The organism is Exiguobacterium sp. AB2, from assembly GCF_000696055.1.
In the GTDB taxonomy this organism is placed as follows: domain Bacteria; phylum Bacillota; class Bacilli; order Exiguobacteriales; family Exiguobacteriaceae; genus Exiguobacterium; species Exiguobacterium alkaliphilum.
This window is the reverse complement of the sequence record NZ_JNAA01000095.1, coordinates 1-12321: the sequence shown is the minus strand read 5'-3', so window position 1 is coordinate 12321 and position 12321 is coordinate 1. Positions and strand designations below refer to the sequence as shown.

The following is a 12321-nucleotide window of genomic DNA, read 5'->3' as shown; positions in this document are numbered from 1 at the left end:
GTTCGGGGCATCGATTGAGAAGCAGACATACGGGCACCGGGGTTCAAACCATCCGGTACGAAACGTCCAAACGGGCGAGGTGTGGATGACGTCACAAAACCATGGGTACGTCGTCACGCGCGACAGTCTCGAACGGACACCGCTCGAGCTGTTGTTCGAGAACGTGAACGACTTGTCCGTAGAGGGGACGACACATCCGACGGCACCGATCTTGACGGCGCAGTTCCATCCAGAAGCAAGCCCGGGACCGAAAGAGGCGCAGGCGTTATTCGATCAATTCGATGAAATGATTCAACAAGGGGTGAACGTATATGCATAAGAAAGTGCTCGTCATCGGCTCCGGTCCGATTATCATCGGGCAAGCGGCCGAGTTCGATTATTCAGGGACGCAAGCGTGTCAGGCGCTTCGGGAAGCGGGATGCGAGGTCGTCTTGTTCAACTCGAACCCGGCGACGATCATGACCGACCCGGGTATGGCCGACAAGACGTATATCGAGGCGATGACGCTCGAAAAGGCCGAGATGATTATCGAAGCCGAACAGCCGACACACCTACTCGCGACCGTCGGCGGACAGACTGCGCTCAATTTGGCGCTCGCGCTCGATGAGGCCGGGGTGCTCGAAAAGCACGGCATCGCCCTGCTCGGGACGTCGCTCGAGACGATCCGTGACGGCGAAGACCGGGAACGCTTCAAGCAGAAGATGCATGAACTCGGGGAACCGCTCCCGGTGAGTACGACGATCGAGACGCTCGACGAGCTCGATGCGTTCATCCAAACAACTGGAGTCCCGCTCATCGTCCGTCCGGCGTTCACCCTTGGGGGGACGGGAGGTGGCATCGCGACGACCGTCTCGGACGCCTATGAGATGGCGCGGCGCGGACTTGAGGCGAGCCCAATCTCGCAATGTCTCGTCGAAAAGAGTATCGCCGGCTTTAAAGAGTTCGAGTACGAAGTGATGCGTGACGAGAAAGGGACGTGCATCATCGTCTGCAACATGGAAAACATCGACCCGGTCGGGGTGCATACGGGCGACTCGGTCGTCTTTGCTCCGGCACAGACGTTATCGGATACGATGCACCAGACGTTACGGAGTGCAGCGCTTCGGATCGTCTCGAGTCTCGGTGTCGTCGGTGGCTGCAACATCCAGTTTGCCGTTCATCCGACTGAACCGACTTACTACGTCATCGAGGTCAACCCGCGCGTGTCGCGGAGTTCGGCCCTCGCCTCGAAAGCGACCGGCTATCCGATTGCGAAGATCGCGACGCGTCTCGCGCTCGGTGAAGGGTTGGATGATTGTGTGAACCCGGTGACGAACGGCACGATGGCCAGTTTCGAGCCGACGCTCGACTATGTGACGGCGAAAGTGCCGTGCTTCCCGTTCGACTTGTTCAAAGGGACAGAACGCGCCCTCGGTCCCCAGATGAAAGCGACGGGTGAGAGCATGGCGATGGGGAAGACACTTGAAGAGGCGCTTCAAAAAGCGTGGCGTGGTGCCGGGATCGAGCAGGCCCCGCTCTATCCGACATGGATGAAGCGAGCCGATGCGAATGAACTGTGGCAGGAAGTGCTCGCCCCGACCGACCGTCGCCTGCACGCCTGTCTCGCGCTCATCGACCGCGGTCTCGCCTCGCGCAGTGAACTCGAGGACAAGACGGGCATCGCGCCGCACTTCATGGCGATGCTCGAGACGCTCGTCACGATGACAAAATCCACCGATTTTTTGACGGAGTCGAACATGTCACAGGCAAAGCGGCTCGGGTTCACCGATGCACAAATCGCCGCCATCTCAGGCGTCACGATGGAAGACGTCAAGGAGCTGCGTGCGACGTTCGGCATCCAACCGGTCTACCACATGGTCGACACGTGCGCGGCCGAGTTCGAGAGCGCGACCCCTTACTTTTATGGGACATGGCACGGGAAGACGGAAGTGAAGGCGAGTCAGACGCGGAAAGTCGCCGTCATCGGGGCCGGTCCGATACGCATCGGCCAAGGCATCGAGTTCGACTACAGTTCGGTCCATGCCGTCTGGGCACTTCAACAGCAAGGCATCGAGGCCATCATGATCAACAACAACCCGGAGACGGTCTCGACCGACTTCACGGTCGCTGACCGGTTGTATGTCGAGCCGCTCACGCTAGAAGACGTCACACACGTCCTCGAGGCAGAAGGGTGCCGCGACGTCTTAATCCAGTTCGGCGGTCAGACGGGCATCGCGCTCGCGCACGGTCTGGAGGCGGCTGGATATCGCTTGCTCGGCGCCTCGGCTGCCGTCATCGACCAAATGGAAGACCGGGACCGCTTCTATGCGTTTCTTGACGAGATTGACGTCGCGCACATCCCGGGAGAAGAAGTCGGGACTACCGCTGCTCTCTATGAAGCGGTCGACCGGATTGGCTTCCCTTGCGTCGTCCGGCCGTCTTACGTCATCGGTGGGAAAGGGATGCACATCTTGCAATCCGAGGCGGACCTTGCCCGAATCAGTCCAGACCTCACTTATCCGCTCCTCATCGACCTCTACGTCGCCGGGCGCGAACTTGAGGTCGACTGCGTGACGGACGGGCAGACCGTCTACGTGCCGGCCATCTTGGAACAAATCGAGGCGGCTGGGGTTCATTCCGGGGACTCGACGATGGTCATGCCGCCGGTCGAGACGTCCGAGGCACACCAACGACAGATTGACACGATCACGAAACGGATCGGTCAGGCACTCACATATCGCGGGGCGCTCAACATCCAGTTCGTTTTAAAAGACGACACGATTTACGTGCTTGAAATCAACCCGCGGGCGTCACGGACCGTCCCGATCGTCAGCAAAGTGACCGGTGAACCGCTCATCGAATGGGCGACACGCGCCGCGCTCGGCCATTCGCTTGAAGGCGTCTTACCGGTCGAACGGAAACAGCTGACCGGTTATGCGGTGAAGACGCCGATTTTCTCAAGTTTGAAGCTGCCAGGTGTCGACCCGCTCACAGGACCGATCATGCGCTCGACCGGGGAGACGCTTCAATTCAGTCCAATCCCCGTCGTTGCCGAACGGTTCTGTTACGATGCGACGACGACCCGGGTCATGGCGCGACCACAAATCGTGTATGGGGAAGGGTGGGAGACGTTCGGCGAGGTACCGCTCGACGCGACGATTGACTTCCAACACGTCGCCGTCCTCTTCTCGCACGTACCGGCTGAACAAGTGATACGGGAGGCGGCCGTCCGAAACGGCGTCCACGTCATCTCGGAGCAACACCTCGCCCGTTACTATCAAGCGACGGTCGACACGACACCAGTGCCGGTCCGTCCGTTACAGGCGCACACAAAGGAGGAATTACCGTTATGACGACAAAGACGTTCAAACACATGTTGACGCTCGAGGAATTGACACCAACGGATTTAGATGAACTCATTCGCTTGGCGATCGACGTGAAACGACATCCGGACGCGTATGGGACGGCGCTTGCCGGTAAGAAGGTCGCCTTATTGTTTGAGAAGGCGTCCACGCGCACGCGCATTTCGTTCGAGGTCGGGGTCGTCGAGCTTGGCGGCTACCCGCTCTTCTTGAGCGGGAGCGACCTTCAAATCGGACGCGGTGAACCGATCACGGATACGATTCGAGTGATGAGCCGCTACGTCGACGCACTCATGATTCGGACGTACGCCCATGAAACGGTCGAGACGCTCGCGACGGCGGGCTCGATTCCAATCATCAACGGGTTGACGGACACGCATCATCCGTGCCAAGTGCTCGCCGACCTCTTGACGATTGAGGAGACGTTCGGGACGCGCCAAGGGAAAGTGTTGACGTACATCGGTGACGGGAACAACATGGCCCACTCGCTCATGCTTGGCGGTGCCTTGAGCGGAATGCATATCCGCGTCGCCTCGCCGGACGGTTATACGGTCGACGAGACGATTTACAATCAGGCCGTCGCGCTAGCCGAGACGACCGGCGGCAGCGTCACACGCTACGACGACCCGGCCGAAGCGACGGTGGGTGCACATGTCGTCTATACGGACGTGTTCGCCAGCATGGGGCAAGAAGCGGAGGCGGAAACGCGCCTCGCCCATTTCGCCTCGTTCCAAGTGGACGAAACGTTGATGGCGTCGGCACGGGACGAAGCGATTTTCCTACACTGTCTGCCGGCTCATCGCGGTGAAGAAGTGACGGCGGACGTGATGGACGGCCCGCAGTCGCTCGTCTTCGACCAAGCCGAGAACCGGCTCCATGCCCAAAAAGCACTGATGATCACATTGCTCGCCTAACGTAAAGGAGCTTCGCCGACGACTGGCGAAGCTCCTTTTGTCATAAGAATCGTGCGAACAGGCCGAAGACGGCGAGTCCGATAATCACGTAAAAGATCCATTTCCCTTCACCCGTATGAATGATGGGCGGTACGTACTTGCGCGGCTTGTACTTCCCGTAACGGAGCGGCCGTGAATACGGCACCGTATAGCGCGACAACGGATAGGCGAGCAGGAATCCGGCGAGGAATCCGTACACGTGCCCCCAGAGCGAGACGTTCGAACCGATTAACGTGAAGACGGCACTGATGGCGACGAAGATGTAGACGAGTCGCGCGTCTTGGCTGTAGATGAGCGTCCGACGGAAACGTCCGATGAATACGTAGAAACCGAGGATCGCTAAGATCGCGCCCGAGGCACCGGCCTGAAGATAGAACAGTTGGCTCACGGTAAAGTACGTGAGCAGGTTGGCGAGCGCGCCAGCGACGAGATAAAACAGCGCGAACCGCACATGCCCGACCATGCGTTCCATCGCCGGGCCGAAGATGATGAGCGCGAACGAGTTGAACAGCAAGTGGCCAAGTCCTAGATGGATAAAGTTTGCCGTCAGGAGACGGTACCACTGCCCATCTGCGAGCGCGAGGTGGAACGATCCGCCCCGTGCGACGATCTGAAGTCCCGGCATCAAAGAATCGATGACAAACACGACTAGTTGGATTACAATGAACAGCGTTACGAGCGGGTATGCTCGGATGAACGTTTGAACATTCTCAGTACGACTAAACATAGCATCACCTCTTTCCTTAATTGTATAAGGAAACGAGTGGAAAAGGAAAGGAGCGAGTATCCTGTGATTGTAGGAATCGGCATCGACCTCGTCGAACTCGAGCGCATTGCTCGCTCGATACAGAAGCCGAGGTTCATGGAACGGCTCTTGACCGAGGCGGAACGTGGACTCGCGTCGAACTACCCGGAACAACGCCGCATCGAGTTCGTCGCCGGTCGCTTCGCCGCGAAAGAGGCTTACGCCAAAGCGGTCGGAACGGGTATCGCCCGCGGATTGTCATGGCAACAGATTGAAGTGTTGCCCGACGAGACGGGACGGCCAGTCATGACGGCACCGTCGCCGGGACGGATTCATGTCAGCATTAGCCATAGTGAACAATACGCCGTGGCCCAAGTCATCATTGAAGAGGAGGATTCCGATGTATCGTCCAAGTAAAATTGAAATTGACCGTGCCGCGATTGCGCATAACGTGACCGAGATTAAGCGTCGCATCCCACAACAATTGATGGCTGTCGTCAAAGCGAACGCGTACGGGCACGGTGCCGTCGAGGTCGCGACAATCGCGCTCGAGAACGGGGCGACGATGCTCGGGGTGGCTTTGCTTGAAGAAGCGATCGAGCTTCGCGAAGCCGGTATCGACGCACCGATCCTCGTCATGGAAGCCCAGTTCCCGGAATATGCGGGCGTCGCGGCGAAACATGACGTCATCCTCTCGGTGTTCTCGGCGGAATGGTTCGAGGAAGCGAAAGCGCATCTTGGTGAACGACCGCTCACTGTCCATGTGAAAGTGGACACCGGCATGGGCCGGCTCGGTCTTCGGACGCGAGAAGAACTTGACGCGCTCCTTGAGGTGGCCGATGACCGTTTCGTCATCGAAGGCATCTATACACATTTTGCGACGGCCGATGAACCGGATAGCGCGCTTTATCACGAGCAACAAGTCCGTTTCGATCGTTTAATGGACGGACTTGGTTCACGCTTCAAGTACATCCATACGTCGAACTCGGCCGGGGCGATTCGGATGGCTGGTGAAGACGTGCCGTATAACCTTGTCCGTGTCGGCATCGCCATCTACGGACTCTACCCGTCAAGCGAGATGGCGTCATTCTACTCCTTTTTGCGGCCGGCGTTCACGCTGAAGAGTAAGCTCATGCAAGTGAAACGGCTCGAGGCCGGGCAGACGATCAGTTATGGGGCGACGTACACGACGACAGAAGATGAGTGGATCGGTACGGTGCCGGTCGGTTATGCGGACGGTTGGATTCGAAAGGCGGGCGGCTTCGCAGTCGACGTCAATGGCAACCGGTGTCCGATTGTCGGGCGGGTATGCATGGACCGTTTCATGATTAAACTGCCGCGAGCATTCCCGGTCGGTACCGACGTGACGCTCGTCGGCGGTCCGGTGCCGATTGACGAATTGGCGGCGCATTTGGAGACGATTAACTATGAGGTCGTCTGTCAGTTGACCGGACGACTGCCGAGACACTATGTGTGAATCAGAAAACGTGTGAAATTATCTGAATTCTTTCTCGAATCCTCTATATTTTCCCAAACTCGCGTGTTATATTGATAAAGAACGCGGGAAAAACATTCCGCCAGTCCATTGAAACGATTCTGGAGGTGTAAGATGTTGAAACAGCGAACAGCGGGTGCATTGGCGTCCGTTCCAGATCGGTTCTCGCAGCATGGGGGTCCGATTTCGATGAAAGATCGTGAATCATTGTCATTGAACGATGTAGTGACGTACTTGTCCAAAGAAATTGCTGATCGACAACAAACACTGCGTGAAGAATTGGCGAAAGGCTATCAAGAGATGGCCGCGTTTAATTTGAATATGGCAGAAGAGATGCTGATGATTGAGACGGAAGCCGAACATGCTCTCTTACGTCAAGTAAGCGGGGTGTGAGCGGAGTGATCGTAAAGCGTGGTGACGTGTTTTATGCGAATCTGTCGCCCGTAGTCGGTTCAGAGCAAGGTGGAGTTCGTCCGGTCCTCGTCATTCAAAACGATATCGGCAATCGCTTTAGCCCGACCGTCATTGTCGCTGCGATTACGGCTCAGATCCAGAAAGCAAAACTGCCGACTCATGTGGAAGTGTATCAAGTCAAACACGGGCTCGAACGAGACTCGGTGATTTTGCTTGAACAGATTCGAACGATTGATAAACGTCGTCTGACGGACAAGGTGACACATCTTGACGATGAGACGATGCACAAAGTGGACAGAGCGCTAGAGATTAGTATGGGATTAATCCCGCTCTAGCTTACATATGAACAGAACCGGTACATGGGTATCGGTTTTTTTCAAAATTAATAAAAATTTAGGTTTAAGATTATGAAACAAGGGAATTATATTTAATCGTACTCGATTTTTCTGTGCGCAACTTTAGGAGGGAATAACGATGGATTTAGCGATTCGCGAGCAAGTCATTGGAGATCAATTACACCTTTACGTATCCGGAGAAGTGGATACATATACCGCTCCCAAACTGAAAGAAGTCTTGCATCCGGCAATCACGGAGCAAAACGTCGTCGTTCATTTGGATGAAGTGGATTATATGGACTCAACAGGTCTCGGCGTTTTCGTCGGTGCCCTTAAAATAGCAACACGCAATGAGAAAGAGTTGTCGCTCGTCGGGGTAACCGATCGTGTCAATCGTCTCTTTGAATTGACTGGCCTTCACAAATTGCTCTCGATTAACACGAATGTAAGAGGTGGCACGCAATGAGTAACATCGAACAGACGGTGATGACGTTCCCGGCCAAACCGGAATATGTCGGTGTGGTCCGTTTAGTCGTGTCAGGAATCGCGAATCGTATGGGATATACGTACGACGAGATCGAAGACATCAAAATCGCGGTCTCGGAAGCTTGCGGTAACGCTGTTCAACATGCATATGACGATCAAGAAGGTGAAGTGAAGCTCACGTGTGGCGTATACACGGATCGTTTAGAGATGACGATTGAAGATTCGGGCAAGACGTTTGCCGATGATGTGAAACGCCAAGCGGCTCCAGTCGAAGAGACGACTGAAATCGAATCGCTTCACGAAGGAGGACTCGGTCTGTTCCTTATTGAAGCGTTAATGGATGACGTCTCGATCAACAAAGACAATGGTGTCAAAGTGACGATGACGAAACTCCTTAACAGGGACGAGGTGGATCAGAGTGCCAGCAAAATCTCAACAACGCCATCACAGTGATGATGAAGTATTAGAGTGGATTGAACGCTATCAACAGGACGACCAAAACGAGGAAGTCCAGATGCTCTTAATCAATCGCTACTCGGACCTCGTCGAAGCACTCGCGCGCAAGTTCTCCCGGGGCCGGGCCATCCATGATGACCTCGTCCAAGTCGGGATGATCGGACTGCTCGCGGCGCTCCGTCGTTTCGACCCAGAATTCGGACGCAGTTTCGAGTCGTTCGCCGTCCCGACCATCATCGGTGAAATCAAGCGATTCATCCGGGACAAGACGTGGAGCGTCCACGTGCCACGTCGCATCAAGGAACTCGGGCCGAAGATTAAGAAGACGGTCGAAGAGTTGACGACCGAGCTTCAACGTTCACCGCGCATCGATGAGATTGCCGATCATCTCGGCGTATCCGATGAAGAGATTCTCGAAACGCTCGAGATGGGCAAGAGTTATCAAGCGCTCTCAGTCGACAGCTCGATCGAAGCGGATAACGAAGGAAGCACGGTCACGCTACTCGACCTCGTCGGGAGTCAAGAGCGGGGCTACGAGTCGGTCGACCAACGACTCATTCTCGAAAAAGCGTTCAGCGTGCTGAACGAACGAGAACAGGCGATTTTAGAATGCGCCTACTACAAAAATATGAGTCAAAAAGAGACGGGCGAATTGCTCGGCATCTCGCAGATGCACGTTTCACGCCTTCAGCGTCGTGCCCTCGAGAAGTTGCGAGAAGCCATCAAAGTGCCGCTCAATGAAGTATTTTCTAGCGATGACTGAGGAGTCATCGTTTTTTTGTTGTCCGCTCTTTGCTACACTTCAACTAGAGACTAGAAAAGGAAGTGGTTCAGATGATCACGAAAGTCGCGAAAACGCTACAAGTAAAAGAAAGTCAAGTCGAGACGGTGAGACAACTCGCCGCTGACGGCGCGACGATCCCGTTCATGGCCCGTTACCGTAAGGAGATGACGGGGAACCTCGATGAAGTCGAAATCAAATCGATTCTTGACGCCCTTCAATATGAAGAGAGCTTGCAGAAACGAAAGTCCGACGTGCTCGCGAAATTAGAAGAGCTCGAGAAAGCGACGCCGGAACTCGCACGCGCGCTCGAAGCCGCGACGACGTTGCAACAAGTCGACGACATCTATTTGCCGTACCGACCGAAGCGACGGACGAAAGCCGAGCAAGGCCGCGAGAAGGGGTTGCAACCGCTCGCCGACTGGTATCGCAACCCGTCCGCCTATTCGTTGAAAGACGCACAACAGCTCGCCGGGGACACGCCGCTCGACGAGGCACTGCCGTTCGCCCAAGCAATCATCGGAGAAGAGTGGGGTGAGACGGCGTCACTTCGTCAATCGCTCCGGGCCCGGGTCCGGAAAGAAGCGTTGCTTCGTTCACAAAAGAAAAAGCAGGCGGAAGATGAGAAAGAAGTCTTTTCACAGTATTATGACTACGAGGAAAAAGTCGCCGGGATTGTCCCGCACCGTGTCCTCGCCTTGAACCGTGGAGAGCGGACGGACGTTCTTCAAGTCAAACTCGTGTTTGACGAGACGACGTTCATGAATCAGGCGCTGCGTCCGTTCGAACGACTCCCGGCCGAGAAACGTGAACTCGTCACCGTCGCCATCAAAGAGGCGTATAAAAAATCAGTATTCCCGGCGATTGAACGCGAGATGCGCAGTGAGTTGACCGAGACGGCCGAAGAACAGGCGATTGACGTCTTCGCCAAAAACTTGAAGCAGCTGTACATGCAACCGCCACTCCGGGAAGTCGTCGTCCTCGGGATCGACCCGGCGCATCGGACGGGATGCAAATGGGCCGTCGTCAATGAGATCGGAAAAGTCGAAGAAGTCGGAGTCTTCTATCCGACAGCGCCGAAACATGACGTGGCCGGTTCGGAAAAAGTGCTCGCCTCGCTCGTGAAGAAATATCCGATTTCCGTCATCGTCATCGGAAACGGGACTGCGTCACGGGAAACCGAGCAGTTCGTCGCCGACTGGTTGAAGAAAGCCGAGCGTGAGATTGCGTATGCGATCGTCAATGAGGCCGGGGCGAGCGTCTATTCGGCTTCAGAAGTCGCCCGTACCGAATTTCCGGCGCTGAAAGTCGAGGAGCGGTCCGCTGTCTCGATTGCGAGACGGATTCAAGATGCGATGGCCGAACTCGTCAAAGTCGACCCGCAGTCTGTCGGGGTCGGTCAGTATCAGCATGACGTCAGTCAAAATAAACTGAAGGCGTCGCTCGAGTTCGTCGTCGAGAGTGTCGTCAATATGGTCGGGGTCGATGTGAACCGGGCCTCGGAATCGCTTTTGACGTACGTATCGGGCTTGAATAAGACGACGGCGAAAAATATCGTGGCGTATCGCGATGAGTTCGGCCGATTCGACACGCGAAAAGAAATCAAAAAAGTTCCGCGCCTTGGAGCCAAGGCGTATGAGCAAGCTGCCGGCTTTTTGCGAATCACGAACGGAAGCGACGTACTCGACCAAACCGAAATTCACCCGGAGAGTTACAAACTGACACTCTCTCTATTGAAGGAACTCGGTGTTTCGAAGCAAGCAGTCGGGACGGCCGAGTTGCGAGACCGATTGAAGACAGTCGATGCGAGTGCGCTCAGTGAAAAGTTGAATGCTGGATTGCCGACAATTGAAGATATCTTGAAGTCGCTCGCGAAACCGGGACGCGATCCGCGTGAGGACATTCAAAAGCCGTTGCTTCGGACGGATGTCATGAACCTAGAAGACCTTCAAGTTGGGATGGAATTTCAAGGGACGGTCCGAAACGTCATCGACTTCGGGGCGTTCGTCGATATCGGCGTGAAGCAAGATGGGCTCGTCCATATATCGAAACTGTCCAACCGATACGTGAAACATCCGCTCGACGTCGTCGCAGTCGGAGATATCGTGACGGTCTGGATCGAACAAGTCGATGCGAATCGAGGTCGAATCAGCTTGACGATGCTCGCACCAAAGAAGTCATGACTAGCATATAAAGAAGAAAGTCGGGGTTGGGCAAAATGATTTCATTTTGCTCAACTTTTTTTGTGGAAAAGTGTTGACGGTCTTTTCGGACCGTGCTATCTTATAGAAGTCGCCGAGAAACGGCACGCGAAATTAAAGCTTTTCTAAAAAAGTGATTGACAGGTTTCTGGTTTGCGGTTACAATTTAAAGCGTTACTTCGATAAATTCAAGCAACGTTCCGCAATAGCTCAGTGGTAGAGCAACCGGCTGTTAACCGGTAGGTCGTAGGTTCAAATCCTACTTGCGGAGCCATTTTATTTTGGAGACGTACCCAAGAGGCTATAAGGGGCTCCCCTGCTAAGGGAGTAGGCTGGGAAACCGGTGCGAGGGTTCGAATCCCTCCGTCTCCGCCACTTAACTTTTAGAAAACATTCATGGCCCGTTGGTCAAGCGGTTAAGACACCGCCCTTTCACGGCGGTAACACGGGTTCGAATCCCGTACGGGTCACCATCATATGGAGGATTAGCTCAGCTGGGAGAGCACCTGCCTTACAAGCAGGGGGTCGGCGGTTCGATCCCGTCATCCTCCACCATTCAAATAAAACGTAATCTGGTCTCGTGGTGTAGGGGTTAACATGCCTGCCTGTCACGCAGGAGATCGCGGGTTCAAATCCCGTCGAGACCGCCATTTACGTTGGGCTGTAGCCAAGTGGTAAGGCATCGGATTTTGATTCCGACATGCGAAGGTTCGATCCCTTCCAGCCCAGCTTTTTATTTGAGTCATTAGCTCAGTTGGTAGAGCATCTGACTTTTAATCAGAGGGTCGCAGGTTCGAGCCCTGCATGACTCACCATTTTTATCCCTCGTAACACTTTATACGCTGCGGTCGTGGCGGAATCGGTAGACGCGCTAGGTTGAGGGCCTAGTGGTGGTTAACACCGTGGAGGTTCAAGTCCTCTCGACCGCACCAATATGCACCCTTAGCTCAGCTGGATAGAGCGTTAGACTACGAATCTAAAGGCCGGGAGTTCGAATCTCTCAGGGTGCACCATTTTTATTATGGGCCTATAGCTCAGCCGGTTAGAGCGCACGCCTGATAAGCGTGAGGTCGGTGGTTCGAGTCCACTTAGGCCCACCATTTTAACTGACGAA

Annotated in this window: 11 protein-coding genes, 10 tRNA genes and 1 pseudogene; 21 read left to right on the top strand and 1 reads right to left on the bottom strand. The window is 55.0% G+C overall.

The window, feature by feature from the left end; genetic code table 11:
* The 3 genes and pseudogenes from DI14_RS11640 to argF all read left to right on the top strand — a co-directional run.
* A pseudogene (locus DI14_RS11640) lies at positions 1-319 on the top strand (carbamoyl phosphate synthase small subunit); the annotation flags it as partial.
* On the top strand, positions 312-3332 hold the full coding sequence (carB, locus tag DI14_RS11635) for a carbamoyl-phosphate synthase (glutamine-hydrolyzing) large subunit (protein ID WP_034808716.1): 3021 nt from the start codon (positions 312-314) through the stop codon (positions 3330-3332). The pseudogene DI14_RS11640 and the gene carB, both read left to right, overlap by 8 nt.
* Complete coding sequence (gene argF / locus DI14_RS11630; RefSeq protein ID WP_034808715.1) at positions 3329-4255, top strand: ornithine carbamoyltransferase; 927 nt, start codon at positions 3329-3331, stop codon at positions 4253-4255. Before carB ends, argF begins: the two co-directional genes overlap by 4 nt.
* 40 nt (positions 4256-4295) lie before the next feature.
* Here argF and DI14_RS11625 read toward each other — a convergent pair whose 3' ends face one another.
* Positions 4296-5021 (bottom strand): rhomboid family intramembrane serine protease, encoded by a 726-nt coding sequence (locus DI14_RS11625; protein WP_034808713.1) that lies wholly within the window; start codon positions 5019-5021, stop codon positions 4296-4298.
* A gap of 63 nt (positions 5022-5084) precedes the next feature.
* Between DI14_RS11625 and acpS the strand changes: the two genes are divergently transcribed.
* The 18 genes from acpS to DI14_RS11535 all read left to right on the top strand — a co-directional run bounded on the left by acpS (position 5085) and on the right by DI14_RS11535 (position 12307).
* Positions 5085-5456 carry a holo-ACP synthase gene (gene acpS / locus DI14_RS11620; protein ID WP_034808711.1) on the top strand — a complete coding sequence of 124 codons (372 nt, stop codon included), beginning with the start codon at positions 5085-5087 and terminating at the stop codon, positions 5454-5456.
* Positions 5440-6516, top strand: a complete 1077-nt coding sequence (gene alr, locus DI14_RS11615; protein ID WP_034808709.1) for an alanine racemase — start codon at positions 5440-5442, stop codon at positions 6514-6516. The genes acpS and alr overlap by 17 nt, the downstream gene beginning before the upstream one ends.
* 132 nt (positions 6517-6648) lie before the next feature.
* The gene (locus tag DI14_RS11610) at positions 6649-6927 is read left to right on the top strand and encodes a hypothetical protein (protein ID WP_034808706.1); all 279 of its coding nucleotides are present in this window, start codon (positions 6649-6651) and stop codon (positions 6925-6927) included.
* A 5-nt stretch (positions 6928-6932) separates the two neighbouring features.
* Positions 6933-7283: a type II toxin-antitoxin system PemK/MazF family toxin gene (locus tag DI14_RS11605; protein ID WP_016510516.1), complete on the top strand. Its 351-nt coding sequence runs from the start codon at positions 6933-6935 to the stop codon at positions 7281-7283.
* A gap of 139 nt (positions 7284-7422) precedes the next feature.
* The gene (locus tag DI14_RS11600) at positions 7423-7749 is read left to right on the top strand and encodes an STAS domain-containing protein (RefSeq protein WP_034808704.1); all 327 of its coding nucleotides are present in this window, start codon (positions 7423-7425) and stop codon (positions 7747-7749) included.
* A complete protein-coding gene (gene rsbW, locus DI14_RS11595; RefSeq protein WP_034808702.1) occupies positions 7746-8222 on the top strand; it encodes an anti-sigma B factor RsbW in 477 nt (158 codons plus the stop codon). The genes DI14_RS11600 and rsbW overlap by 4 nt, the downstream gene beginning before the upstream one ends.
* Positions 8188-8988: an RNA polymerase sigma factor SigB gene (gene sigB, locus DI14_RS11590; RefSeq protein ID WP_034808700.1), complete on the top strand. Its 801-nt coding sequence runs from the start codon at positions 8188-8190 to the stop codon at positions 8986-8988. The genes rsbW and sigB overlap by 35 nt, the downstream gene beginning before the upstream one ends.
* A 71-nt stretch (positions 8989-9059) precedes the next feature.
* Positions 9060-11189 carry a Tex family protein gene (locus DI14_RS11585; RefSeq protein WP_034808698.1) on the top strand — a complete coding sequence of 710 codons (2130 nt, stop codon included), beginning with the start codon at positions 9060-9062 and terminating at the stop codon, positions 11187-11189.
* Positions 11190-11406: 217 nt separating this feature from the next.
* Positions 11407-11481 (top strand) — tRNA-Asn (locus DI14_RS11580).
* Between the two features lie 9 nt (positions 11482-11490).
* Positions 11491-11582 (top strand) — tRNA-Ser (locus tag DI14_RS11575).
* A 23-nt stretch (positions 11583-11605) separates the two neighbouring features.
* Positions 11606-11680, top strand: a tRNA-Glu gene (locus DI14_RS11570).
* Between the two features lie 6 nt (positions 11681-11686).
* Positions 11687-11762 (top strand) — tRNA-Val (locus tag DI14_RS11565).
* A 19-nt stretch (positions 11763-11781) separates the two neighbouring features.
* A tRNA-Asp gene (locus tag DI14_RS11560) sits at positions 11782-11857 on the top strand.
* A 7-nt stretch (positions 11858-11864) separates the two neighbouring features.
* Positions 11865-11936, top strand: a tRNA-Gln gene (locus DI14_RS11555).
* Positions 11937-11946: 10 nt separating this feature from the next.
* A tRNA-Lys gene (locus DI14_RS11550) sits at positions 11947-12022 on the top strand.
* A gap of 29 nt (positions 12023-12051) precedes the next feature.
* A tRNA-Leu gene (locus tag DI14_RS11545) sits at positions 12052-12139 on the top strand.
* Positions 12140-12143: 4 nt separating this feature from the next.
* Positions 12144-12220, top strand: a tRNA-Arg gene (locus DI14_RS11540).
* 10 nt (positions 12221-12230) lie between these two features.
* Positions 12231-12307, top strand: a tRNA-Ile gene (locus DI14_RS11535).
* The last annotated feature ends 14 nt before the right edge of the window (positions 12308-12321 follow it).

What these genes read in the sequence shown, in the direction of transcription:
- argF (WP_034808715.1), top strand. Translation starts at nt 3,329, where the DNA reads ATGACGACAAAGACGTTCAAACACATGTTGACGCTCGAGGAATTGACA.
- DI14_RS11610 (WP_034808706.1), top strand. Translation starts at nt 6,649, where the DNA reads ATGTTGAAACAGCGAACAGCGGGTGCATTGGCGTCCGTTCCAGATCGG.
- DI14_RS11600 (WP_034808704.1), top strand. Translation starts at nt 7,423, where the DNA reads ATGGATTTAGCGATTCGCGAGCAAGTCATTGGAGATCAATTACACCTT.
- alr (WP_034808709.1), top strand. Translation starts at nt 5,440, where the DNA reads ATGTATCGTCCAAGTAAAATTGAAATTGACCGTGCCGCGATTGCGCAT.
- rsbW (WP_034808702.1), top strand. Translation starts at nt 7,746, where the DNA reads ATGAGTAACATCGAACAGACGGTGATGACGTTCCCGGCCAAACCGGAA.
- carB (WP_034808716.1), top strand. Translation starts at nt 312, where the DNA reads ATGCATAAGAAAGTGCTCGTCATCGGCTCCGGTCCGATTATCATCGGG.
- DI14_RS11585 (WP_034808698.1), top strand. Translation starts at nt 9,060, where the DNA reads ATGATCACGAAAGTCGCGAAAACGCTACAAGTAAAAGAAAGTCAAGTC.
- DI14_RS11625 (WP_034808713.1), bottom strand. Translation starts at nt 5,021, where the DNA reads ATGTTTAGTCGTACTGAGAATGTTCAAACGTTCATCCGAGCATACCCG.